This window comes from Bradyrhizobium sp. UFLA06-06 (assembly GCF_054820065.1).
In genome coordinates this window covers 172,104-197,755 of sequence record NZ_JADFUD010000001.1, presented here as the reverse complement: position 1 = coordinate 197,755, position 25,652 = coordinate 172,104, and the positions used below count along the sequence as shown (strand labels likewise).

Annotated in this window: 18 protein-coding genes; 12 read left to right on the top strand and 6 right to left on the bottom strand. The window is 65.1% G+C overall.

Annotated elements, in window-relative coordinates:
- Positions 1-228 precede the first annotated feature (228 nt).
- The 7 genes from IF803_RS00835 to IF803_RS00805 all read left to right on the top strand — a co-directional run bounded on the left by IF803_RS00835 (position 229) and on the right by IF803_RS00805 (position 11,550).
- The gene (locus tag IF803_RS00835) at positions 229-4,968 is read left to right on the top strand and encodes an autotransporter domain-containing protein (protein WP_461190952.1); all 4,740 of its coding nucleotides are present in this window, start codon (positions 229-231) and stop codon (positions 4,966-4,968) included.
- A 188-nt stretch (positions 4,969-5,156) separates the two neighbouring features.
- Positions 5,157-5,294 carry a hypothetical protein gene (locus IF803_RS00830; RefSeq protein WP_016848357.1) on the top strand — a complete coding sequence of 46 codons (138 nt, stop codon included), beginning with the start codon at positions 5,157-5,159 and terminating at the stop codon, positions 5,292-5,294.
- A gap of 258 nt (positions 5,295-5,552) precedes the next feature.
- Positions 5,553-6,848, top strand: a complete 1,296-nt coding sequence (oxlT, locus tag IF803_RS00825; RefSeq protein ID WP_304499483.1) for an oxalate/formate MFS antiporter — start codon at positions 5,553-5,555, stop codon at positions 6,846-6,848.
- A 237-nt stretch (positions 6,849-7,085) separates the two neighbouring features.
- On the top strand, positions 7,086-8,402 hold the full coding sequence (oxlT, locus tag IF803_RS00820) for an oxalate/formate MFS antiporter (RefSeq protein WP_028345244.1): 1,317 nt from the start codon (positions 7,086-7,088) through the stop codon (positions 8,400-8,402).
- A 328-nt stretch (positions 8,403-8,730) separates the two neighbouring features.
- On the top strand, positions 8,731-9,165 hold the full coding sequence (locus IF803_RS00815) for a CBS domain-containing protein (RefSeq protein ID WP_028331534.1): 435 nt from the start codon (positions 8,731-8,733) through the stop codon (positions 9,163-9,165).
- A 246-nt stretch (positions 9,166-9,411) separates the two neighbouring features.
- Positions 9,412-10,407, top strand: coding sequence for an NAD(P)H-dependent flavin oxidoreductase (locus IF803_RS00810; RefSeq protein ID WP_168858126.1), 996 nt, complete (start codon positions 9,412-9,414; stop codon positions 10,405-10,407).
- A gap of 174 nt (positions 10,408-10,581) precedes the next feature.
- Positions 10,582-11,550, top strand: coding sequence for a zinc-binding dehydrogenase (locus IF803_RS00805; RefSeq protein WP_461190951.1), 969 nt, complete (start codon positions 10,582-10,584; stop codon positions 11,548-11,550).
- Between the two features lie 188 nt (positions 11,551-11,738).
- On the opposite strand, the gene IF803_RS00800 is transcribed toward IF803_RS00805, so the two are convergent.
- A complete protein-coding gene (locus IF803_RS00800) occupies positions 11,739-12,233 on the bottom strand; it encodes a septal ring lytic transglycosylase RlpA family protein (protein ID WP_304499480.1) in 495 nt (164 codons plus the stop codon).
- Between the two features lie 207 nt (positions 12,234-12,440).
- On the opposite strand from IF803_RS00800, the gene IF803_RS00795 reads away from it, so the two are divergent.
- The gene (locus tag IF803_RS00795) at positions 12,441-12,665 is read left to right on the top strand and encodes a hypothetical protein (protein ID WP_028345247.1); all 225 of its coding nucleotides are present in this window, start codon (positions 12,441-12,443) and stop codon (positions 12,663-12,665) included.
- Positions 12,666-12,793: 128 nt separating this feature from the next.
- Here the strand turns inward: IF803_RS00795 and IF803_RS00790 are convergent, their stop codons facing one another.
- A complete protein-coding gene (locus IF803_RS00790; RefSeq protein ID WP_461190950.1) occupies positions 12,794-13,645 on the bottom strand; it encodes a DMT family transporter in 852 nt (283 codons plus the stop codon).
- A gap of 92 nt (positions 13,646-13,737) precedes the next feature.
- A complete protein-coding gene (locus tag IF803_RS00785; RefSeq protein WP_461190949.1) occupies positions 13,738-14,334 on the bottom strand; it encodes a TetR/AcrR family transcriptional regulator in 597 nt (198 codons plus the stop codon).
- A gap of 386 nt (positions 14,335-14,720) precedes the next feature.
- Here IF803_RS00785 and IF803_RS00780 point away from each other — a divergent pair, with 386 nt between their 5' ends.
- Positions 14,721-16,109: a cation diffusion facilitator family transporter gene (locus IF803_RS00780; RefSeq protein ID WP_461190948.1), complete on the top strand. Its 1,389-nt coding sequence runs from the start codon at positions 14,721-14,723 to the stop codon at positions 16,107-16,109.
- A gap of 193 nt (positions 16,110-16,302) precedes the next feature.
- The gene (locus IF803_RS00775) at positions 16,303-18,624 is read left to right on the top strand and encodes a sensor histidine kinase (RefSeq protein WP_253587337.1); all 2,322 of its coding nucleotides are present in this window, start codon (positions 16,303-16,305) and stop codon (positions 18,622-18,624) included.
- 9 nt (positions 18,625-18,633) lie between these two features.
- On the opposite strand, the gene mdoH is transcribed toward IF803_RS00775, so the two are convergent.
- The 3 genes from mdoH to IF803_RS00760 all read right to left on the bottom strand — a co-directional run bounded on the left by mdoH (position 18,634) and on the right by IF803_RS00760 (position 23,343).
- Positions 18,634-20,754 carry a glucans biosynthesis glucosyltransferase MdoH gene (mdoH, locus tag IF803_RS00770; protein WP_461190947.1) on the bottom strand — a complete coding sequence of 707 codons (2,121 nt, stop codon included), beginning with the start codon at positions 20,752-20,754 and terminating at the stop codon, positions 18,634-18,636.
- Positions 20,742-22,208, bottom strand: a complete 1,467-nt coding sequence (locus tag IF803_RS00765; RefSeq protein ID WP_461191056.1) for a glucan biosynthesis protein G — start codon at positions 22,206-22,208, stop codon at positions 20,742-20,744. The genes mdoH and IF803_RS00765 overlap by 13 nt, the downstream gene beginning before the upstream one ends.
- Positions 22,209-22,446: 238 nt before the next feature.
- Positions 22,447-23,343 (bottom strand): LysR family transcriptional regulator, encoded by an 897-nt coding sequence (locus IF803_RS00760; RefSeq protein ID WP_028345254.1) that lies wholly within the window; start codon positions 23,341-23,343, stop codon positions 22,447-22,449.
- Positions 23,344-23,599: 256 nt separating this feature from the next.
- Between IF803_RS00760 and IF803_RS00755 the strand changes: the two genes are divergently transcribed.
- Both IF803_RS00755 and IF803_RS00750 read left to right on the top strand, forming a co-directional pair.
- Complete coding sequence (locus tag IF803_RS00755) at positions 23,600-24,076, top strand: formate dehydrogenase subunit gamma (protein WP_461190946.1); 477 nt, start codon at positions 23,600-23,602, stop codon at positions 24,074-24,076.
- Positions 24,073-25,641 (top strand): formate dehydrogenase beta subunit, encoded by a 1,569-nt coding sequence (locus IF803_RS00750; protein WP_461190945.1) that lies wholly within the window; start codon positions 24,073-24,075, stop codon positions 25,639-25,641. The genes IF803_RS00755 and IF803_RS00750 overlap by 4 nt, the downstream gene beginning before the upstream one ends.
- Positions 25,642-25,652: the final 11 nt, after the last annotated feature.

Genomic DNA, 25,652 nt, shown 5'->3' with positions numbered 1-25,652 from the left:
CGCAATTCGCGGCGATTGCGGAACCGCTCTGTTGCAGCAATGCCTCGCTTGGCGACTGATCGTACGCGCGCACGTTGATGTACCCTTTCGGGTAGTGGCCAGATTGTGGTCCATTGCGGAATCTGTCGACGGTGTCGACTCCGACACATCGTGCGACATCATCAGGGCCTGGCACGCGCAGGCCCGATGAAAACGGCGACATCTTAAGTCTGGCAAGGCTGGAATGCGGTGACCACGCGGGAATACGCGGCGAAGGATTTCGCTGTAGGACAGTTCGGTAGCGCGCAGACCGCCCGTCTCGATGCGAAGTCGCGCGCGAGTTATTTTCGCACCCTCGCCACGGTCTCGCCGCTTGCGCTGATCCTCGGCACGACCGGCCTGACATTGCCGGCTCACGCCCAGGCGGCCTGCACGGCCGACACCACTGCGTGCAGCGCTGCCGGTGGTCCCAGCTTCGGGCGTGGCGGCTTCGGCGGCAACGGCAATGGCGCCGGCGGCAACAGCACCAACCTGGTGGGCGCCGACACCGTGCAAGTGCCCGGCAGCCCCAGCAGCGGCGGCACCGGAGGGATCGGCGGTGCGGGGGAGAACGCTGGAGGAAACGGCGGCGCGCCGGGCTCCGCACTATCCGGAACGGCTGTCGTGACAATACCCGTCACCGGCGTGACCGGGGACACCGGACCGGACGGGTTTCATTTTGGGTCCGGCGGCGGCGATGGCTTGCTGGTGCTCGGCGATGGAACGTCGATCAGCAACGCCGGCAGCATTACCGGAGGCAGCGGCGGCAGCGGCGGGATCGGCTCCCTTGGCGGAGCCAGCACCGGCGGCAGCGGCGCTGGCGTCAATCTGGTCAGCAGCAATAATACACTGGGCAACACCGGCACCGTCACGGGCGGTGCCGCGACCGGCGGAGGTACGGCCGGCGTCGGTGTCATGACCAATGGAAACAGCACCATCAACAATGCCGGCACGATCAGTGGCGGGCTCAACGCCGACGGCGTGACCCATGCGGCCGCGATCCGTTTCGGTGGAACCAGCAACGTCCTGAATTTGCTGACCGGCTCGACGCTTGTCGGCGATATTCAATTGATTACGGGTGCCGCTGCAACGATTGCAGCACAAAACAACGGGTTCGCGCTCGGCAACAACATCGTGCTCGGCTCCGGCTCCCTCGTCGCCTTCAACACCACGCCGGCCAATTTTTCAGTCACCGGTGTGGTATCGGGCGCCGGCAGCGTGGCCGTGACCGGAATAGGCACGCTCACTCTCTCCGGGACCAACACCTACACCGGAGGAACGACGCTGGCGGGCGGAACGCTGTCGGTGTCGTCAGAGGCCAACCTCGGCGCGGCTTCGGGCTCCCTGACCTTCAACGGCGGCACGCTCCAGGTGACCGGCACGAGCTTCACCGGTACGTCACGCACCATCAATTGGGGCGGCGGCGGCTTCGAGATCGTCGATGGCACCAACAATTTCGTCGTCAGCAACTCGTTCACGGGCAACGGCGGGCTGACCAAGTCCGGCGCCGGAACGCTGACCTTCACCGGCAGCAACAACTACTCCGGCGGCACCACCATCTCCGCCGGCACGCTGCAACTCGGCAACGGCGTCAGCTTCGGATCCATCACCGGCAACGTGGTGAACAACGGCATCTTCGCCGTCAACCGATCGGACATCTATACGTTCGGCGGGACGATCTCGGGCAGCGGTGCGTTCGCGCAGATCGGCATCGGCACCACCATCCTGACCGGCACCAACAGCTATGGCGGCGGCACGACTATGTCGCGTGGCACAGTGCAGGTGTCATCGGACACCAATCTCGGCGCCGCGTCGGGCGCGCTGAATTTCGACGGCGGTGGCACGCTGCGGGTCACCGGCACAAGCTTCACCGGCACCACGCGCACGATCAATTTGGGCACCGGCGGCGGCGGTTTCGATATCGCTGACGCCGCCAACAATTTCACCCTGGGCCAGTCGATCAACGGAAACGGCACCCTGTTCAAGCTCGGCGCCGGAACGCTGACGTTGACCGGCAACAGCAGCCTGACAGGAGGCATCGCAATCAGAGCGGGCACGCTGCAACTCGGCAACGGCGGCACCTCCGGCTCCATCCTGGGCCAGGTGGTGAACAATGGCACCTTCGCCATCAACCGCTCCGACACCTATACTTTCGGCGGCACCATCTCGGGCAACGGTGCGTTCGTGCAGAAGGGCAGCGGCACCACCATCCTGACCGGCAACAGCAGCTACGGCGGCGGCACGACGATCGCGAACGGCACGCTGCAGATCGGCAATGGCGGCACGTCGGGCGCGATCACCGGCAACGTCTTCAACGACGGACGGCTGATCTTCAACCGCGCCGACGACAGCACCTTCGCCGGCTCGATCAGCGGCGGCGGCCTCTTCACCAAGAGCGGGACCGGCACGCTGACGCTCTCCGGCAACAACACCTATACGGGCGGCACGCAGCTGCTCAGCGGCACCCTCGTGGTCCAGGGTGGCAATGCGATTGGCGACAATTCCAGCGTCATCGTGCTCGGGGGCAGCACGCTGCGCCTGCTGAACAACGAGAAAGTCGCAACCCTGTCGTCCGGCGCCGCCGATTTCGGCACCGTCGATCTGGCCGCCGGCAATCTCACCACCAGCCTGAATTCGACCATCACCACCGCACTCTATTACGGCGCCATCACCGGCGCGGGCGGGCTGGTCAAGGACGGCACCTACAAGCAGGTGCTGGCCGGCAACGGCAGCTATACCGGCGGCACCACGATCAACGCCGGCACGCTACAGCTCGGCGATACGACGCATCAAGGCAAGATCGTCGGCAGCGTGCTCAACAACGCCACGTTCGAGATCGTCAACGCGGACACCTCGGGCCTGACCGCGATCACCAACAACGGCAAGCTGAATTTCCGCAACGCGACCTCGGCCGGCGCCGTCACGCTCACCACTACAGCGAGCGGCCAGACCGCGTTTGCCGGCAACAGCACGGCCGGCAATGCCCGTCTCGTCACCGACAGCGGCGGCGTCGTGGACTTCTCCGCAAGCACGGGCCCCGCCGGCGACCGCCGTCTCGCCGCCGGATCGATCGAAGGCGCCGGCCGCTATAATCTCGGCGCGAACGCGCTGGCCGTCGGCGGCAACGACCTGTCGACCATCGTCAGCGGCGTCATCGCCGACGGCGGCGCGAGCGGCGGCACCGGCGCATCGCTCACCAAGACCGGTGCCGGCACCCTGACGCTGAACGGCCAAAACACCTACACCGGCGCGACCAATGTCAACGCCGGCAAGCTCGTGGTCGGCGACGACACCCACGGCAGCGCAACCCTCGCCAGCGCCGTCACGGTGAACAATGGCGGCGCGCTCGGCGGCATCGGCACCGTCGGCGGCATCACGGCCAATGCCGGCGGCATCGTCGCGCCCGGCAATTCGATCGGCACGTTGAACGTCGCCGGCAACGTTTCCTTCGCGGCCGGCTCGATCTACCAGGTCGAGGCCAATGCGGCCGGCCAGTCCGACAAGATTGTCGCCACCGGCACCGCGACGCTCGCCGGCGGCAATGTGCTGGCGCTGGCACAGACCGGCACCTATGCGCCGCAGACCGTCTACACGGTCCTCACGGCGAATGGCGGCGTCAACGGCACGTTCAGCGACGTCACCAGCAGCCTGACATTCCTCACGCCGTCGCTGAGCTACGACGCCAACGACGTCTTCCTGACGCTCGCCCGCAACGCCACCTCGCTGACGAGCGTCGCAACGACACCGAACCAGATCGCCGTGGCCGGCGCGCTCGATGCGAGCGGGCAGCAACGCGCTCCGCTGATGATCGCCGTGCTGAACCAGGGCGCCGCCGGCGCGCGGCAGGCGTTCGATGCGCTGTCCGGCGAAGTGCATGCCAGCGCGCAGACCGCGATGCTCGACGACTCGCGCTATCTGCGCGACGCTGTGCTCGGCCGTCTGCGGCAGGCTTCGTTCGCCGGCAGCAGCGGACCGATGGCGGCGCTCGGTTCGGGTGGCCCGCAGACCGCTGCGATGGACCAGCTGTCGGTGAGCACCGCGCTCGCCTATGCCGGCACCGAGCGGTCCGCGTTTCCCGTCAAGGCGCCGCCGCTCGCACGTCCTGCGCAGATTCCGGACACCACGTTCTGGGCACAGGGGGTCGGCGCCTGGGGCCGGTTGAACGGCGACGGCAATGCCGCGGGAATCACGCGCGACCTCGCCGGCTTCTTCAGCGGCGTCGATCACAGATTCGCGCCGAACTGGATCGCCGGCATCGCCGGCGGCTACACCAGTTCGTCGGTTCATGTCGGCGATCGCGCGAGCTCGGCCGATATCGAGACCGCACATCTCGCCGGCTATGTCGGTGCGAGCTACGGCGCGGTCAATCTGCGCGGCGGCGCCTCGGCAAGCTTCAGCACGCTCGACACCAGCCGTTCGATCGTGTTCCCGGGCTTCTTCGACACGGCGCGCGCCCGCTATGACGCGACCACGGCGCAGGTGTTCGGCGAGATCGGCTATGGGCTATCGCTCGGCCGCACTGCGCTCGAGCCGTTCGCCGGCCTCGCCTGGGCCCATCTCGACACCGACAGTTTCGCCGAGACCGGCGGCAGCGGCGCCGCCGCGCTGCGCGGCGCCGGCAGCAACCAGGATGTCGGCTACTCCTCGCTCGGTGCCCGCATCGCGACCAGCTTCGCCCTCACCAACGGCATGCAGCTGACGCCGCGCGCCTCGGTGGCCTGGCAGTACGCCTTCGGCGACGTGACCCCGACGGCGGCGCTCGCGTTCCAGAGCCTGGGAACCGGATTCACCGTGGCCGGCGTGCCGCTGGCGCGGAACGCGGCGCTGGTCGAAGGCGGGCTCGACCTGCGGGTCACACCGCAGGCCAGCATCGGCGTCGCCTATGTCGGCCAGCTCGCCGACCGGGTCCAGGATCACTCGGTAAAGGCCAGTTTTAGCTGGAAATTCTGACCCGGCGGCGCCGCCGGGCTGCTCCCCTTCCACGCCAATCCGGGATGCCGATCAGCCGATTTTGCTGCATTGCACAGTCGTGAATGCTGCTATGCAAACAAGTCCGTTGTATCTGGCATCTGGTATACATAGTCTGGCTGCAGATGATGAGCCGGCCCATTGCTGGCCTCCAATGAAAGGGGACACCAATGTCCAAGACCACTGCACTGACGCTCGCGCCCTCCTCCACCCTGTTCGGCCGCCTGCTGGCCTCGATCGACCGCCTGCTGATGAAGAGCGCGGAGATCTCGAATCGCAACGGCGACCTGCCGCGCTTCGGCCTCTAAGCCAAGGGATTTCCGGCGCTCTCCGCCGGATGCAGCTTCCGTCGCAAGATGCGACCTGACATTGAACCTTCGACCAATGGCCCCGATTTTCGGGGCCATTTCCTTGCGCGCTGAACTAGTCTCCCGGGGTGCCCGGGCTGAGTCCTGTGCGGCATAAGCGCGCGCTGCCCCTGCGACAGCTTGAACCTTGGCATATCGGATACCAAGATGGCCGTCGCGCGCTCATAAGCAACGACAAGGGGCGCACTGGGAGGATCTATGTCGGACATGGTTCAGGCAACTGCGGCCCCTGCGGCCGCGCGTGTCAGCGACACCTATCGCTGGACGCAACTCGCGATCGGCGTCGCCGCGATGGTGATGATCGCAAATTATCAATACGGGTGGACGTTCTTCGTCCCCGACATCCAGAAGAAATTCGGATGGGATCGCGCATCGATCCAATGGGCCTTCACGCTGTTCGTGCTGTTCGAGACCTGGCTGGTGCCGGTCGAAGGCTGGTTCGTCGACAAATACGGTCCGCGCATCGTCGTGCTGGTCGGCGGCATCCTCTGCGCGCTCGGCTGGGCGATCAACGCGCAGGCGACGACACTGAACGGCTACTATCTCGGCATGATCATCGCAGGCATCGGCGCCGGCGGCGTCTACGGCACCTGCGTCGGCAATGCGCTGAAATGGTTTCCGGATAAACGCGGACTTGCCGCGGGCATCACCGCTGCCGGCTTCGGCGCGGGCTCGGCGCTCACGGTCGCGCCGATCCAGGCGATGATCAAGGACTCCGGCTTCCAGACCACCTTCCTCTACTTCGGTCTCGGCCAGGGCATCATCATCGTGCTGCTCTCCTTCTTCCTGCTGGCGCCGAAGGCCGGACAGGTGCCGGCCGTCGTGGCGAACGCCAATATCATCCAGACCCGGCGCAACTATCAGCCGACCGAAGTGCTGCGGCAGCCGATTTTCTGGCTGATGTACTTCATGTTCGTGATCGTCGGCGCGGGGGGCCTGATGGTGACGGCGAACCTGAAGCCGATCGCGGTCGACTGGAAGGTCGACAGCGTGCCGGTCACGCTGATGGCAGTGACGATGACGGCCGTGACCTTCGCGGCGACCATCGACCGCGTCCTCAACGGTCTGACGCGTCCGTTCTTTGGCTGGATCTCCGACATGATCGGCCGCGAGAACACGATGTTCATCGCCTTCGGCATGGAAGGCATCGGCATCTGGATGCTCTACCTCTGGGGACACGACCCGGTTTGGTTCGTGCTGCTCTCGGGCTTCGTGTTCTTTGCCTGGGGCGAGATCTACTCGCTGTTCCCCTCGACCTGCACCGATACGTTCGGCGCCAAGTTCGCAACAACGAATGCGGGCCTGCTCTACACCGCGAAGGGCACCGCGGCGCTGCTGGTGCCGATCGCCAACTACATGCAGCAATCGTCGGGTAACTGGGACAAGGTGTTCATCATCGCGGCAGGCGCCAACATCCTCGCCTCACTGCTCGCGATCGCCCTGCTCAAGCCCTGGCGAAAAATCGTGGTCGCGAAGTCCTCGGCTACGGCTTAAGCAACCGCCCTCCACCATCGCTTGCGAAGCGCCCGGCCAAAAGCCGGGCGCTTTTCATTTTGCCGTTAGGGAAGAGGCCGTCCGGAGCGGCACGTCGAAGGGCAGATTTGCTGCATTGCAGCAGAATGAAGGGCTTGCTTTCTGGAATATAGTATACCAACTTCCGCCGCGCTTGCGACGATACGCCACAATAATTGCGACACTCGGTCACAAGACCAGCGCGCTCGGGAGGACTTGATGGTTTCCAGCAATACTGCCGTCACACAAGCTCAACCTTCGTCCAGCGGCTTCCGCTGGCTGCAGCTCGTCATGGGCATCGTCTGCATGGCGATGATCGCGAACCTGCAATACGGCTGGACGCTGTTCGTCGATCCGATCGACGGCGCGCACCACTGGGGCCGCGCGGCGATCCAGTTCGCCTTCACGATCTTCGTGGTGACCGAGACCTGGCTGGTGCCGGTCGAGGCGTGGTTCGTCGACAAATACGGCCCGCGGCTCGTCATCATGTTCGGCGGCATCATGATCGCGCTCGCCTGGGTGTTGAACTCCTATGCCGACTCGCTCGCCTTGCTCTACACCGCCGCGGTGTTCGGCGGCATCGGCGCCGGCGCGGTGTACGGCACCTGCGTCGGCAACGCGCTGAAGTGGTTTCCCGATCGCCGCGGCCTCGCCGCCGGCGCAACCGCGGCCGGCTTCGGCGCCGGCGCCGCGCTCACCGTGGTGCCGATTGCAAAGATGATCGCCGCGAGCGGCTATCAGACTGCGTTCTTCGATTTCGGCATCGGACAGGGATTGATCGTCTTCCTGCTCGCCTTCTTCATCCAGCCGCCCGCGGTCTCGATCCCGCCGAAGAAGAAGCAGCTCAATCTGCCGCAGACCAAGGTCGACTTCACGCCGCCGCAGGTGCTGCGCAGCCCGATCTTCTGGGTGATGTATCTGGTGTTCGTGATGGTCGCCGCCGGCGGCCTGATGGCGGCGGCGCAGATCGCACCGATCGCGCACGACTACAAGATCGCGAACACGCCGGTCACGCTCGCCGGCTTCCAGATGGCCGCGCTGACATTTGCGATCTCGCTCGACCGCATCTTCGACGGTTTCGGACGGCCGTTCTTCGGCTGGGTCTCCGACAATATCGGCCGCGAGCACACCATGTTCATCGCGTTCGGCACCGGCGCGCTGATGCTGCTCACGCTGTCCACCTGGGGTCACAACCCGGTGGTGTTCGTGCTGGCGACCGCGGTCTATTTCGGCGTGTTCGGCGAGATCTACTCGCTGTTTCCGGCGACCTGCGGCGACACCTTCGGCTCGAAGTTCGCGACCACCAACAACGGCATGCTCTACACCGCGAAGGGCACCGCAGCGCTCTTGGTGCCTGCCGCCAGCATCGTTGCCGCCAGCTACGGCTGGCAGGCGGTGTTCGTGATCGCGGTCGCCCTCAATGCCACCGCGGCGCTGATGGCGCTGTTCGTGATCAAGCCGATGCGCCGCGCCTTCATCAACGGTAACGAGGTTGCCGCCGCGGAAGAGACCGCGACGAGCGCCAAAACGGCTTGACAAGACGGCTTGACAAGACGGCTTAACAGGACGGCTTGGCTAAAGACCACCCGATCAGGACCGCTTGGTCCCGACATTTCCCCGGAGACTGATGGAGGCGCATTTCGGTGCGCCTCTTTTCTTTTGCCAAGTTTCTTTTGCCGAGACAGGGATGCCAGATACCAGAACGCTTAGTGCAGCAGATCGCCCTCGTCGCTCACAATCGTCGGAAACGTCAGCAAACCTGCCTATTTAAGACGTTTCCTGATGGTAGATTTCTGTGACAGTCACGTTGACAATTGGCATTTTGTATACCAGACTCCAGTCAACGATAACCAAGGAGGTTGCCATGCAAGTCGGAGATATCCTGCGCAAGAAGACCCCCCGCGTCGCCACGGTGCGCATGAACGAGACCGTCGCGATTGCCGCGCAACTGATGCGCGCCAGCAATATCAGCGCGCTCGTGGTCAAGGATGTCGTTCGCACCGAGGGCAACACCGCCGTCGGCATGTTCACCGAGCGCGACGTGGTGCGCGCGATCGCCGAGCACGGTGCGGCCGGCGCGAGCATGAAGGTGTCGCAATTCGTCTCGGTGCAGCAGCTGGTCTCGTGCACATCGAGCGACACGCTCGAGCACATCCGTCATCTCATGACCAAGCACCACATTCGCCACGTGCCGGTCATCGACAATTACAGCCTGATCGGCGTCGTCAGCATGCGCGACATCGCCGCCGCGTTCGACGAGGAGACCGCCGCGTCGAAGAAAGACGCCGTGCCGGCGTAACAAGCGCCTTCTTTGCCTCGCTCTCAGCCAGGCGCTGCGTGTTCGATCACGAGCGCCTGAACAGATGACGAAAGATTTCCGTCCCGCCCTCGCCTGACCGCCGCGGCCTGTCATTTCCGCATGGGCGCGCCGCAGGTCGCCGGTAGACAATTGCCGGACAGGACTGCATCCTTCCCTCGACATCCCATAACAACACCGTGCGCCGCCGTCCGCGTCACGGAAAATACCGATGGAAACGAGGGCAGAATGATCAAGACACGTTTCACCGAGATGTTCGGCGTCGACCACCCGATCGTGCAGGGCGGCATGCAATGGGTCGGGCGCGCCGAATTGGTTGCGGCCGTCGCCAATGCCGGCGCACTCGGCATGATCACCGCGCTGACGCAGCCGACGCCGGACGATCTGCGCAAGGAAATCGCGCGCTGCCGCGAGCTGACCGACAAGCCGTTCGGCGTCAACCTGACCATTCTGCCCGCGATCAAGCCGCCGCCCTACGCCGAATACCGCCAAGCCATCATCGAGAGCGGCATCAAGATCGTCGAGACCGCCGGCAACAAGCCGCAGGAACATGTCGACGAGTTCAAGAAGCACGGCATCAAGGTGCTGCACAAATGCACCAGCGTGCGCCACGCGCTGTCCGCCGAGCGGATGGGCGCCGACGCGATCTCGATCGACGGCTTTGAATGCGCTGGCCATCCCGGCGAGGACGACACCCCCGGCCTGATCCTGATCCCCGCCGCCGCCGACAAGGTGAAGATCCCGATGATCGCCTCGGGCGGCTTCGGCGATGCGCGCGGCCTGGTCGCTGCGCTCGCGCTCGGCGCCGAAGGCATCAACATGGGCACGCGCTTCATGTGCACCAGGGAGAGCCCGATCCACCAACTCGTGAAGGAACGCATTGTCGCCAATGACGAGCGCGAGACCGAGCTGATCTTCCGCACCATGCGCAACACCTCGCGCGTCGCCAAGAACGCGATCTCGACCAAGGTCGTGCAGATGGAAAAGGAAGGCGCCAAGTTCGAGGACGTGCGCGAGCTGGTCGCCGGCGCCCGCGGCAAGATGGTCTACGCGTCAGGCGATGCCGACGAAGGCATCTGGTCGGCCGGCCAGGTGCAGGGCCTGATCCACGACATTCCGTCCTGCGCCGAGCTGGTGTCGCGCATCGTCCACGAAGCGGAAGCGATCATCCGCGAGCGGCTGGAAGCCATGATGTCCGGCGCCAAGCGCCAGGCCGCGGAATAAGCGATTTGATCGCGCGCGGCTCTATCTCCTCATCCTGAGGAGCTTGATCTCCTCATCCTGAGGAGCTTGCGAAGCAAGCGTCTCGAAGGATGAGGCCACAGTCGGGCCTCATGGTTCGAGACGCGCGAAGACGCGCTCCTCACCATGAGGATTCAGACCGAAGGGAATGCCCCCATGAAAGCCTATGTCTACGGAGCCAACGGCCCTGAAATCACCGACGTTGCGAAGCCCGTGCCGAAGGGCACCCAGGTGCTGGTCAAGGTCCATGCCTGCGGGCTGAACCGCGCCGATCTCGGCATGACCAAGGGCCATGTCCACGGCGCGGCCGGTGGCGTCGGCACCGTGCTCGGCATGGAATGGGCCGGCGAGGTCGCCGAGCTCGGCCCCGATGCCAAAGGCGTCAAGGTCGGCGACAAGATCATGGGCTCCGGCGGCGCGGCATTCGCCGAATACACGCTGGCCGATCACGGCCGGCTGTTCCGCGCGCCCTCGAACATGAATTTCGACGAGGCCGCAACCCTGCCCGTCGCGCTCGCCACCATGCACAACGCCGTCGTCACCAATGGCGCGCTGCAGCCGGGCCAGACCGTGCTGATCCAGGGCGCAAGCTCGGGCGTCGGGCTGATGGCGATGCAGATCGCCAAGCTGAAGGGCGCCAGGCTCGTGGTGGGCTCATCGACCGACGCGATGCGCCGCGGCCGGCTGAAGGAGTTCGGCGCCGATCTCGCGGTGGATTCGAAGGATCCCGGCTGGGTCGATCAGGTGCTGCAGGCGACATCAGGCGAAGGCGTCGACCTGATCGTCGACCAGGTTTCCGGACCGGTCGCGAACCAGAACCTCAAGGCGACCAAGGTCAAGGGCCGCATCGTCAATGTCGGCCGGCTCGGCGGCACCCATGGCGACTTCAACTTCGACCTGCATGCGGCGCGCCGCATCCAGTATATCGGCGTCACCTTCCGCACCCGCTCGATCGAGGAGATCCGCGCGATCTTCGAGGAGGTGCGCAAGGACATCTGGCCGGCGGTCGAGGCACGCAAGCTGCAGCTGCCGATCGACCAGGTCTACAAATTCGCCGACATCGGCAAGGCGTTCGAACACATGGAAGCCAACAAGCATCTCGGCAAGATCGTGGTGACGCTGTAGCAGCAGGCTCCGGCGATTGTCATTGTCATTGCGAACGACGGGCGGATCAGCGAAGCGCAATCCGCCATCATTCGCCAGATGCAACGGCGGATGATGCCGGAGCCTGTCATCGGACCGCGCTTCGCGCGGACCCGGTGGGCTGATCCGCGCCTGCTACGTGCGATGTCCTGGCTCTTCGCGTACGGTGTTCAACCGACCGGTCCGGGAATCCAATAGTCCCCCGCAAGCGGGCTGACCTTTACGCCACCAATGACTCCAAGCTCCAGGCTTGGATCGAAGTAGCGCATCGTCCGCTCATTGAGGTCGATGATGCGGCCAGGCCGTAGCGGCCCCACGTCATTTATCTTCACGATAACCTTCTTGCCGACAGCCTCGACGAGGGCATATTTCGGCCTCGCGCCAAATTGGACCCCACCAAACTTCCGACGCAAACTCGTCTTGATGGCGGCCGCCCAGACCGAGTGATCATAGCGCTCGCCGGAGGCTGTGCTCGGACCGCCCTCCTCCTTGCCGGGCTTGAACGGATTGTACATGGATGCCGCGCCAACGATTGCATCCCCGCACGCGGCATTGACGACGGCGCTTGAATGAACCGCAGCGATTTCACTTCGAGCAGCGGTGCCAGAAAAGGCGAGCGCAACCAGGGCGCCGCAAATCGCGGCGCTCGAGCCGAACAGCATCATAACTCCTTGATTGATTTTCTTCGATCTTCCGGTTCCCGATGCCGCAAAACATGGTCAAGCGAACGCGGAGGCGCTAACTCGTGCCAATTCCTTGCGGATTCGTGCCAATTCCGGCGACGGAACCGTTATGAGAACCAGGCGGTTCTCACACAGCGTTTTCAGTTTCTCGCCCGACTAAGACAGAGAATGCGTCAGCAAAATGACTGAATGGAGCTGTCTTCGACAGCGCATGACCAGCATATCGGCGTCACCTTCCGCACCCGTTCGATCAGGGAGATCCGCGCGATCTTCGGCAAGGTGCGCAAGGACATCTGGCCCGCGGTCGAGGCGCGCAAGCTGCATCTGCCGATCGACCAAATCTACAAATTCGCCGACATCGGCAAGCCGTCCGAACACACGGAAGCAACAGTCACCTCGGCAAGATCGTGGTGACGCTGTACTCGGCGCGCACGGCTGCGTAGGATGGGCAGAGCGAAGCGAAACCCATCGATGTATCCGTGCAGCGAGATGATGGGTTTCGCTTCGCTCTACCCATCCTACAGCTACCGCGTTGGTCCGCCCTACGTGCTCGGTCTCACCTGCGTGATGGCGACGCCGGAGATCGCGAGCAGTCCGCCGACAACCAGTTTCGGGGTCACCTGGTCGCCAAGGAACAGCACGCTCGAGATCAAGGCGAACACCGGAAGCAGCAGACCGAAGGGGGCGACACGGGCCATGGAGCAGCGGGCGATCAGCCAGAACCACAGGCCGAACCCGACAATGCCACCGATGAAGACGGTGTAGGCGAGCGCCAGCCAGCCCCGTTGATCCGCAGTGCCAAGGCTCGCCAGCTGTCCGTATTCCAGCAACAGCGACATCAACATCACCTGCGGCACGGTGAGCAGCGACGACCACCCCATCAGCATCAGGGGATCAAAAGGGCCGTAGCGTTTCGTCAGGACGGTGGACACCGCGAATGCGAAGGCAGCGGCAACCACGAGCAGCAGCGGCAGCGCGTTTGCCGACAGCCCCGGCCCCGCCGCCAGCACCACCACGCCGACGAACGCCAGTACCACGCCGGCGGATGTGATGAGCGACGGCCGCTCCGCGAGCAGCGGCCAGGCGAGCAGCACGGTGAAGGGCGGAGCGAGTTGATAGGCGACCGCCGACATGCTTCCCGAGCCGAGCCCGAGGCCGACATAGAACAGCCCGAAGTTCAGTCCGCCGAGGAAAACCGAAATAGCCGCGACAGGGCCGAACTGTTGGCGTGTCGGCCTTCTGACGAACGGAACAAGCAGCAGCGCGATGGCCAGGAAGCGCAGCGCGAGGAAGAACAGCGGCGGAAACTCGGTGACGCCGACCTTGATGACCACGAACTGATAACCCCAGAGCAAGGGAACGGCCACCGCGCAGACGATCTGGATGGCGGACATGGAATCTTTCCTTTCAAGACCGATCGGTCCATATATCGGCGCGCCGATCGCGCAGACGTCCAGAGGACATCAAGGGTCATTCCAACAGTTGCTTATTCGATGAAGCGATCGAGCAGCGCGTCGGCAGTGGCTTGCGACGTGGTGCGCGCCGGCGCCGTTTTGGCGACCACGCGCAGCCCCCAAAGGAAACAGATCAGAATTCGGGCGGCACTCGAAGGCTCGACGCCATCGGCCAATCTGCCCGCGGTCTCCGCACGGGAAAATGCGTCCGCCACCCTGGCCTCCATGATCTTGAAGAAGCTCGCGAAGCGACGGCCAACCTCAGCATCCTGGCCAGCCAGTTCCATCGCCGTCGCCACCAACAGGCAGCCGCGCCGGCCATTGGCACCGCACGCGCGTTCAACGTAGCCGGCAAGGTAGGCTCGCAGGCCGTCGACCGGATCTCTGCGGGGGTCGAGTTCATCATCCATCCGCGTCAGGGCATCGGCAATGTAGCGATCGAGCGCGCGCAGGAACAGCGAGTGCTTGTCGCCGAAAGCGGCGTAAAGGCTGCCGCGCGAGAGCTTCGTCGCACGCAGCAGGTCCGGCAGCGCCGTGGCGTGATAGCCGCGCGACCAAAACACATTCATGGCGCGCTCGACCGCGGCCTCCATGTCGAAGCTTCGCGGGCGCCCACGGGGCGACTGCATGGCGGTTTGGCGGCTCATTGCCGATATATAGACCGATTGGTCTTTAAATAGCAAGTGCCGGCTTCGGATAACAACCCGGCGGGTCCGTAGGATGGGTAGAGCGAAGCGAAACTTCACGTTACCGCGCGGAAACAACTGATGTGTTTCGCTGCGCAACACATCCAGTGTCGTCCTGGCGAAAGCCAGGACCCATTACCCCGAATGCGAGTCATGAGGCGATGCAATTGCACCAGCTCACTTCAACAACACAACCCTGTGGTTATGGGTCATGGCTTTCGCCAGGACGACGGCATGATTTTGGCGCAAGGATGCAATTGCAACTGAGTGGCGATTGCGCGTGGCGAATGACACTTGATGTTCACCAACTCCCTGCTACACCGCCGCCCATGAGCTCTTCAAAGACCAGCGCACCCTCCACCAAGACATCCGTCGCCGCGATCTCGATCCTCGCCAGCGGCAGCATGGCGGTGGCGAAGTTCGTCGTCGGCATCGCGATCGGATCGCTGGCGCTGATCTCCGAGGCGCTGCACTCGTCGATCGACCTGGTCGCCACCATCATCACCTGGGCGGTGGTGCGGGTGTCCGACCAGCCGGCCGATGCCGAGCATCATTACGGCCACGGCAAGTTCGAGAGCGTCTCGGCGCTCGGCATCATCGCGCTGCTCTATGTGCTGGCCGGCGGCATCCTGGTCCAGGCCTACAGCCATCTGCGCGAGGGCGCGCCGCCGCCGTCGATATCGGCCATTCCCTTTGTCGTTCTGGTCATCGATATCGGCGTCAATCTGTGGCGGGCCCGCGCGCTGCACCGCGCCGCGCGCGACACCAAGAGCCAGGCGCTGGCCGCCGACGCGCTGCATTTCGCCTCCGACGTGATGGGCTCGACCGCCGTCATCGTCGGCCTGGTGCTGGCCGGCTTCGGCTTCTGGTGGGGCGATGCCGCGGCGGCGATCGCGGTCGCGGTGATGATCGCCCTGCTCGGCCTGCGCATGGCGCGGGAGACGGTCGAGACTTTGCTCGACCGCGCGCCCGAAGGCGCGCTGGAAAAGGCCACCGCCGCTATCAAGGCCGTGCCGGGGGTGGTCGATGTCGACCGGTTGCGCGTCCGCATGGTCGGCGCCACGCATTTCATCGATGCCATCGCCAAGGTGCCGCGCACCTACCCGATCGACCGCGTCGAGGACATCAAGCGCAGGGCGCAGGCGGCGGTGACCAAGACGTTCGGCGACGCCGACCTCACCTTCACCGCGGTGCCGGTGGCGCGCGACAATGAGAGCGTGCGCGAACGCATCATGGTGATCGCGCGCAATTCCGGCCTCGCCATCCACCACGTCACGGTGCACGATATCGGCGGCAAGCTGATCGTCGGCATCGACCTCGAGGTCGACGGCGACATGGCGCTGGACGCGGCGCACGACATCGCCCACGAGCTCGAGCGCGCGATCCGCGAGGACTTTGGCGAGGACGTCGAGGTCGACTCCCATATCGAGCCGCTCGAGCCGGAACTGCCGTGGGGAACCAACGCCGCGCCCGATCGCGTCGAGGCCATCAAGGCGGCGCTGACCGGCTTTGCCGATGGCGGCGCGATCCATGACATCCACAACGTGCGGGTCCGTAACACCGACGCCGGCGAGATCGTCAACTTCCATTGCCGCGCCCGGCCTTCGATGAGTGTGATCAAGGTGCACGAAAGCGTCGACGAGATCGAACGCAAACTGCGTCGTGCGTTCCCCACCGTGAAGCGTGTGATCAGTCACGCCGAGCCGACGCGCGCGTAATTCTACGGAGCCGTTCCTGTTTCGGACTCACTTTGCGCCGCCTGATTCTGTTTTGGACAAGAATTATTTCGCATTAACGAATCGTTGACTCTCGACAGTCCCGGAAATCTGGATTCAAATGATCATGATTCGGATGCATCGTGGGGAGCATCCGAACCGGGTAAAAAATCAGCTTAGAGCGGGGGTCTAAGGCATGGCGCGCGCGCATGCAGCGAACGCGTGCGTCCAATCCGATTCGATCAAGGGATTGGCGCAGTCGATCGCGAAACCGGCCTATCACAGGCTCTTGACGGCCGAGCCTGCACTGCGCCGCGCTGTCCCTACCCTCATCATCGCCTTCCTCATCACGATCTGCCTCGGCGCCTTCGTCCAGGTGATCGACCAGAACCGGCAGAAGCGCGGCGCGATGAAGCGCGACCTTGCCGCGCTCTCCGACATCCTCGCCGAACGTCTCGATCGCCTGACCTCGGTGCGGCGCGACCGGCTCGCCAACATCGAGCGGATGCAGGAACTGCTGCCGGACCTGATCCCGTCCTGGGGCATCGCCTATGGCCGCCACGTCATCATCACCAGCGCCGATCACCGCGTGCTGGCGCGCGTGCCGGTCGATGGCGCCGGCGAGAACGACCGCATCCTCGACATCGTCTCCACCGCGCAGCTGCTCGTCGCGCCCGGCCAGCAGGGCACGGTCAGCGACATGACGCTGCCCGGTGGCACCGGCGCGCTGGCGATCTCGCAGCTCGTCAAGTCGCTACCCGGCCAGGTCGTCGTGATCCAGGAGATGAACGAGCCGATCTGGGGATCGGACGCTGCGCTCTCGGTGACGCTGTCGGCGACCACGAGCTTCGTGGTGCTGATCCTCGGCTTCGCGTTCCACTGGCAATCGACCCGCGCCCGCGAGGGCGACCTGATCAACGACGCCGTGCGCGGCCGCATCGACACCGCGCTCAACCGCGGCCGCTGCGGATTGTGGGACTGGGACCTGTCGCGCGGCAGGATCTTCTGGTCGCAGTCGATGTTCACCCTGCTCGGCCTCGACACCCGCAACGACCTCCTCACCTTCGGCGAGGTCAACGCGCTGGTGAATTCCGACGACATCAACCTGTTCGACATCGCCGACCAGCTGATCTCGGGCAAGATCGATCACATCGACCAGAGCTTCCGCATGCGCCATGTCGGCGGCCACTGGATCTGGCTGCGGGTGCGCTGCGAGCTCAGCCACGCCGCCGCCGACGGCGGCCTGCATCTGATCGGCATCGCGGTCGACATCACCGAGCAGAAGAGCCTCGCCGAGAAGTCGGTGGAAGCCGATCTCAGACTGCGCGATGCGATCGAGACCATTCCCGAGGCTTTCGTGCTCTGGGATGCCGACGACCGCCTCGTGCTCTGCAACTCGCACTTCCAGCGGCTGCACAAGCTGCCCGATTCCGCCGTCAGCCCCGGCACCTCCTACGAGACCGTGATCGAGGTCGGCAGCATGCCCGAGGTGCGCACCCGCCTGCACGAGAGCGGCGTGCCGGCGCCCGGCGCCCGCACCTTCGAGGCCCAGCTCGACGACGGCAGCTGGCTGCACATCAGCGAGCGCCGCACCAAGGACGGCGGCTACGTCTCCGTCGGCACCGACATCACCCGCATCAAGGCGCACGAGCAGAAGCTGGTCGACAACGACCTGCGCCTGCGCGCCACCGTGATCGACCTACAGCGCTCGCAAGCCGAGCTGGAACGGCAGGCCGTCGAGCTCGCCGACCTCGCCGAAAAATACTCGCAGGAAAAGACCCGCGCCGAGGACGCCAACGCCGCGAAGTCGAAATTCCTCGCCAATATGAGCCATGAGCTGCGCACGCCGCTCAACGCCATCATCGGCTTCTCCGAGATCATGGGCAGCGGCCTGTTCGGCACGCTCGGCTCGGACAAGTACGCGGAGTACTGCCACGACATCCTGACGTCGGGGAAATACCTGCTCGAGGTGATCAACGACATTCTCGACATGTCCAAGATCGAGGCCGGCCGCATGAAGTTCGACATGGAGCCGCTCGACCTCTCCGGCATCCTCGCGGAGTCGCTGCGGGTGGTCTCCGGCCGCGCCGAGCACAAGGGATTGTCGCTGGAATCGGATATCGAAAGCACGATCTCGGTCGTCGCCGACCGCCGCGCGGTCAAGCAGATCATCGTCAACCTGCTCTCCAATGCCGTGAAGTTCACGCCCGACCACGGCCGCGTGCTGGTGCGCGGCCAGATGCTGGACGACTCGATCGTGCTGTTGATCGCCGACAGCGGCATCGGCATCGCGCCGGAATCGCTGCGCCGGCTCGGCAAGCCGTTCGAGCAGGTCGAGAGCCAGCTCACCAAGAGCTACCAGGGCTCCGGTCTCGGACTTGCGATCGCGCGCTCGCTCACCAATCTGCACGGCGGCTCGATGCGGCTGCGCTCCAAGCTCGGCGTCGGCACCGTCGTGCGGGTCACGCTGCCCCGCGATCCGCGGTCCCTGCAGACGAAGCTGCCGGAAGCGGCCTGACGCCCCCCACTACTTCGCAAGCACCCCTTCCAGCAGCGCGGCATCACCGAGCACGGCCAGCGTCTCGCGAGGCGTGAGATGGCGGACTGCCTGGTCGAAGCTGTCGCTTGCCTCGATCCGCGCCCGCGCCACCGCGAGGTGAAGATCGATCTCGCCCGGACCGCCGCGCCGCACCGGCGGCAGCGACGAGAGATGGCGATGCAGCAGGTCGGAATCCTGCCGCAGCGTCGCGAGCGCGGGGGCCGACGCAGGTGCCGGCGACGCCGCCAGCTCATTGGCGCGGACCAGCACGCGCGGCGGCTTAGCTTCCTCCGGCGTCACGAACAGCGCGTGCATCGCGGGCCTCGCAGTCCAGGCGCCGATCGGGATCGCAAACAAGAGGCCAACGATCACCGGCGACATCCACAGCAGCAGCGGCAGCGACACCGCCCAGGCGCTGATCGCCATCGCGACACCGCAAGCGGTCGGAACGCCGTACTTCCGATAGAGCTCGCGCCGTTCGACCGCGCCGTCGTCGCGCCGCTGTGTCTGCCAGCCGGCATCCCGACCGAGCAGGATCTCGACGACGGCGATCGACTGGAACACCATCATGACCGGCGCGATCATCGCCGAGATCAGCACCTCGGCGATCACGCCCGTCAGCGCCCGGAAGCCGCCGCCGAATTGCCGGCGCGTGTCCGACCGTGTCAGCAACAGGAGGAAGCCGAGCAGCTTCGGCACGATCAGCAGCGCCATGGTAAGGCCAAACACCCATGCCGCGAGCACCGGGTCCTGCGCCGGCCAGTTGGGAAACAGCGAAAAGCCCTTCGGAAAATATTCGGGGCGAATGAAGCGCGCCTGCAACGAAATCAGGATTCCGAGCAGCAGGAACGACAGCCAGAGCGGCGCGGTGATGTAGGAGCCGATCCCGGTCATGAAATGCAGCCGCGAGATCCAGTGCAGGCGGCGCGTCCTCAGCACGGCGAGATGCTGCAGATTGCCCTGGCACCAGCGCCGGTCGCGCGCGGCAAAATCCAATAGCGACGGCGGCACCTCCTCAAAACTGCCGCCGAGCATCGGCGCCATGTAGATGCCCCAGCCGGCGCGCCGCATCAGCGCCGCCTCGACAAAGTCGTGGCTCAGGATGTGTCCGCCGAACGGCTTGCGTCCGGAGAGCTCGGGCAGGCCCGCCTGCTGCGCAAATGCCTCGATCCTGATGATGGCATTGTGCCCCCAATAATTGCCCTCGGAGCCGTGCCACCACGCAACGCCGGCGGCGACCATCGGTCCGTAGAGCCGGCCGGCAAACTGCTGCAGCCGGCTGAACAGGCTGCGCGCGTTGACGATGACCGGCAGCGTCTGCAGCAGCGCCGCCTGCGGATTGGTCTCCATGGCGTGCGCCATCCGCACCATGGTGTCGCCCGACATCAGGCTGTCGGCGTCGAGCACGATCATGAACCGGTAGGCGCCGCCGAACCGCGTGATCCACTCGCCGACATTGCCGGACTTGCGCGCCGTATTGTCGGCGCGATGGCGGTAGAACAGCCGCTGCGCGCCGCAGGCCTCGCACAGTTCGAGGAACGCCCGTTCCTCGGCGATCCAGATATCGGGATCGCGGGTGTCGCTGAGCACGAACCAGTCGAAGCTGTCGCCCTGCCCGGTCGCCTCGACGGACTCGTAGATGGCGTGCAGGCGCGCCATCAATTGATGCGGGTTCTCGTTGTAGGTCGGGAGCAGCACCGCGGTCCGGCTCGCGAGTTGCGGCAACGGACCATCGTCGCGGATCGGCAAGGCATTGCCGTTGCGCCGAAGCAGAACGAAGAAGCCGGCGAGCGCCGACGCAAACGAAAACGCGATCCAGGCGAGCAGCGCGACGAACAGCACCAGCACAATGCCTTCCATGATCGTCACGCCGCCGACCTGGACCACCATGTACATCTCGTAGGCGCCGGCACCGGTCAGCGCCGCCGTCAACAGCAGGACGAACGCGCGGCGCATGAACATGCCCGCGCCGACCGACACTGGCTTGCTCACCGCATGCGGCGGCCGGGCGAGATCGGCCGCCGACATCGCAAGCGGGCTCTCTTGCGGCAGGAAGCCGTCCGCCGCCGCGGCGACGTCGGACTGAGGCGACGTGACTATGGCGCCCATCGATAGACCCAGATCTCGGAGAGCGGCTTGTCATCTTGCGCCAGATGCGCACGCAGCTCGATCGGGTCCTTCTTGACGGCGCACTGGAAGCTGAGCCGCCATCCGCCGGTATTCGGATTCGGCTGCGTGACGACGTTCGTGATCTCGGACTTCTCGGCCGTCACGACGCCCTTGACGCTATTGGGATCGATCCCCTTCAGATTGTCCCCGAACAGGTCGAGCACGAACAGCTTGCTATTCTCGCCATGGGCGCCGATGCCGCTGCGCGTAAAGCGCGCGAGCGAGTGCGGCTTCGGCGCATCTGGTCCCCAATGCAGGCGATAGGTGAAGTTGGTCTCGCTCTTGGCCTTGAGCGGCGCCTTCGGCCGCCAGAACGCGGCGATGTTGTCGTGGATCTCTTCCTTGGTCGGGATCTCGAACAGGATGACCGCGCCCTCGCCCCAGTCGCCGATCGGCTCGACCCACAGGCTCGGACGCTTCTCGAAGCGCGATTCGATGTCCTGATAGGCGAAGAAATTCTTCTCGCGCTGCATCAGCCCGAAGCCATGCGGATTGACGTCTTGGAACGTGCTGATCTGGAGGTCGCGCGGATTGCTCAGCGGCCGCCACAGGCTCTCGCCCTTGCCGTTGTAGATCGCAAGCCCGTCGGAATCGTGCACGGACGGCCTGAAGTCGTCGACCTCGTTGCGATCGTTGGGCCCGAAGAAGAACATGCTTGTCATCGGCGCAAGGCCGGCATGCTCGAGATCGGCACGCGGATAGAGCGATGCCTCGACATCGAACACCGTGGTCGCTCCAGGCCTGATCGTGAAGCGGTAGCTTGCCGCGCAGCTCTTGCTGTCGAGCAAGGCGTGAATGACCAGCGAGGTCGCGTTGGGCACCGGGCGCTCGAGCCAGAACGCCTTGAAGAACGGAAACTCCTCGCCCTTGGCCTCGCCGGTATCGATCGACAGGCCGCGCGCCGACAGGCCGTAGGTCTCGTCCTTGGCGACGGCGCGGAAATAGCTCGCGCCGAGGAAGACGCAGACCTCGTCGTAATAGTCCCGCTTGTTGATCGGCGCGTGGATCCGAAATCCGGCAAAGCCGAGGTCGGTCTCGGTGAAGTCAGGCACGGTCTCGCCGAACGAAAACATGTCCTTGCTGTACTTGACTTCGCTGACCTTGCCGTCGGCGACCTCGAAGATGTTGACCTTGTTCTTGTAGAAGAAGCCGCGGTGGAAGAACTGCGCCTCGAACGGCAGCTTCGCGCCGCGCCACAGCGCGCGCTCGGACGTGAAGCGGATCGTGCGGTACTGGTCGTAGTTCAGGTCCGTCAGGCCGTTCGGCAACTTCTCGTCCGGCGCCTCGAACGACTTGCTGGCGAGATTGCGCGCAAGCTCCCTGACCATGGCGGGGTTGAAGGGTGCGTCCGTCGCGCTCGCTGCGGCGGCGGCCTGGCGCTGTGGCAAGAACATGAGTGTCGGCAACATGGCCGATCCGTGGAGTAACTGGCGACGATTCAAAGCAGCTCCTGCTCGCTGACCGGGACGCCGCAATGCAACCGCCGAGCCGGCGCTGAGTTCCATCTTTGCTGCGAGCAAGCGAAGATTGTCGGCCGGCTGAACACCAGGACTTGCTTCAACGCAAGCACACAACGCGTGGTCGCTGCTGTGCCGGAACCGCGGCGGAAAGGCTGCGAGAGAATGCCGGGAGCTACGCGCTCTCGAGCGTCGGCGCGACCTCGCGTGCGACCTGCACCAAGGCTGCGATCAGCGGCGTCATCGGATCGCGCTGCGGGATCACGAGGCCAATGCTGTAGTCCACGACCGGATCGATGATCGGAATGCTGCGCACGGCATCCGCAAGGCCGAGCGTCTCGGCGAGCTTGGCCGGCATCACGCTGGCCCAGCGGCCGGTCTTCACATGGGTGTAGAGCACGAGCAGCGAGTTCGATGTCAGCGTCGGCGTCGCCTCCGCGCCGACCGAGGTCAGCGCGCGATCGATGATGCGACGATTCTGCATGTCGGGCGTGAGCAGACAGAGCGGCACGGTGCCGACTTCCTTCCACGTCACCTGCTTGCGGTCGCCGAACATCGCATCCGGCGCCGTCAGCAAACGATAGCTCTCATTGTAGAGCGGGATGGTGCGGACCTTGCCGATCGGCTCGTTCTCGATATAGGTCAGCCCGGCATCGACCTCGAGATTCTCGAGCAGGCCGAGCACGTCGGCCGACGTGCACGACTGGATACGGAAACGCACGTCGGGATGGCGCGCCCGGAACGGCGTGGTCAGCGAGGCCACCATGCCGAGCGCGGTCGGGATCGCCGCGATCCTGATCTCGCCCGACAGCTTGTCCTTGAGGCTGTTGATCTCCTGCTTCATCGCGCGCGCATCGCCGACGATGCGCCGCGCCCAGTCCAGCGTCCGCTCCCCTTCCGGCGTGAAGCCCTGGAAGCGGGATCCGCGCTGCACCAGCATGACGCCGAGGATTTCCTCGAGCTGCTTGAGACTGGTCGACATCGTCGGCTGGGTGACGCCGCACGCCTCCGCGGCCCGGCCGAAATGCCGCTCCTTGGCCAGCGCCAGCAGAAGTTCCAGCTTGTCGATCAAGGTTCAAATCCCTTCGGAAAACGGCGCCCCAAGCGGCAGCCCAACACGTCCATAGGTAGCACGATCCGGGTGCGATCCCGAAATCCAAAGCGCCCCGGAAGTGCGTGATTCCAGAACATTATTGCGATCCCGGATCGATCCATTCGACAGCGCTATTAATCGCGTTTCGCAATCGCCGCATGAGACAGCTTTATTGATGTTTCGAAGGATTCCAACTCTCATGTGCGAAGCAAAAAACTGATCGTGAGAAGCGCTGATGACGGTGGGATACGAACCTTGGGACAAGGCGCGCGGCGCTGAAGTCATCGCCGAGCATGCCGGGCTTGAAGGCGCCACGCTGGTGATCCTGCACGCGCTGCAGGAAGCCTTCGGCTACGTGCCCGAGCCGGCGATCCCGATGGTGGCGGAGGCGCTCAATTTGTCGCGCGCCGAGGTGCACGGCGTGTTCACCTTCTACCACGATTTCCGGAAGCAACCCGCCGGACGCCACGTCCTCAAGCTGTGCCGCGCCGAGGCCTGCCAGGCCGCCGGCGGCGACGCGCTGGCGGCGCGCGCGGAAGCCAGGCTCGGCGTTGCCCTCGGCAATACCACGGCGGATGACCGCGTGACGCTGGAGCCGATCTACTGCCTCGGGCTGTGCGCCACCGCGCCGTCGGCGATGCTGGATGGCCGCGTGGTCGGCCGGCTAGATGAAGCGCGGATCGACGCGCTGGTCGCGGAGGCACAGCGATGACGATGCGAATCTTCATTCCCCGCGACGCCGGCGCGGTCGCCGTCGGTGCCGACGATGTCGCCCTCGCCTTCGAGCAGGCCGCAGCAGGACGCGGCGCGCCGCTCGAGATCGTCAGGACCGGTTCGCGCGGCCTGTACTGGCTGGAGCCGATGGTCGAGCTGGCGACCGCACAAGGCCGCGTTGCGTTCGGCCCGATCAGCCCGGCGGACGTCCCGTCTCTGCTCGAGGCGATGGCCGGCAGCGGCCAGCACGCGCTGCGGCTTGGTGTCACGGACGAGATTCCCTGGCTGAAGCGCCAGACCCGGCTGACCTTCGCCCGCTGCGGCGTGATCGATCCGCGCTCGGTCGATGACTACCGCGCCCATGGCGGCTACAAGGGTCTGGAGCGGGCGCTGACGCTGACCTCCGACCAGATCCTCGCCGACGTCACGACGTCCGGTCTGCGCGGCCGCGGCGGCGCCGGCTTCCCCACCGGCATCAAGTGGAAGACCGTGGCGCAGGCCAGCGCCGACCGCAAATACATCGTCTGCAACGCCGACGAAGGCGACAGCGGCACCTTCGCCGACCGCATGATCATGGAAGGCGACCCCTTCGTCGTGATCGAGGGCATGACGATCGCAGGTATCACGGTAGGCGCCACCAAGGGCTACATCTACATCCGCTCGGAATATCCGCACGCGGTCGAAGCGATGAACGCGGCGATCGTGGCGGCCCGCCGCACCGGCTTGCTCGGCAAGCGCATCGGCGGCTCCGCCCATGAGTTCGATCTCGAGGTGCGCGTCGGCGCCGGCGCCTATGTCTGTGGCGAGGAAACCTCGCTGCTGGAAAGCCTCGAGGGCCGCCGCGGCATCGTGCGGGCCAAGCCGCCGCTGCCGGCGCATAAGGGCCTGTTCGGCCGCCCGAGCGTGATCAACAACGTGCTGTCGTTCGCGGCGATCCCCTTCATCCTCGACAACGGCGCCAAGGCCTACGCCGATTTCGGCATGGGCCGCTCGCGCGGCACGATGCCGATCCAGCTCGCCGGCAACATCAAATATGGCGGGCTGTTCGAGACCGCCTTCGGCGTCACCCTCGGCGAACTCGTCGACGAGATCGGCGGCGGCACCTTCACCGGACGCGAGGTCCGCGCGGTGCAGGTCGGCGGCCCGCTCGGGGCCTACTTCCCGCGCACGCTGTTCGACACGCCGTTCGACTATGAGGCGTTCGCCGCGCGCGACGGCCTGATCGGCCATGGCGGAATCGTGGTGTTCGACGACAGCGTCGACATGGCGAAGCAGGCCCGCTTTGCGATGGAATTCTGCGCGGTCGAATCCTGCGGCAAGTGCACGCCGTGCCGGATCGGCTCGACCCGCGGCGTCGAGACCATCAACAAGATCATCAATGGCGAGCGCGTGGCGGAAAACCTCGCCGTTGTCGAAGACCTCTGCAACACCATGAAATTCGGCTCGCTGTGCGCACTCGGCGGCTTCACGCCCTACCCCGTGATGAGCGCACTGAAACACTTCCGGGAAGATTTCGGCGGAGATCTAGGTCCCGCACCGGCCCACCTGCAGGCCGCGGAATAGCAAGGAAATCA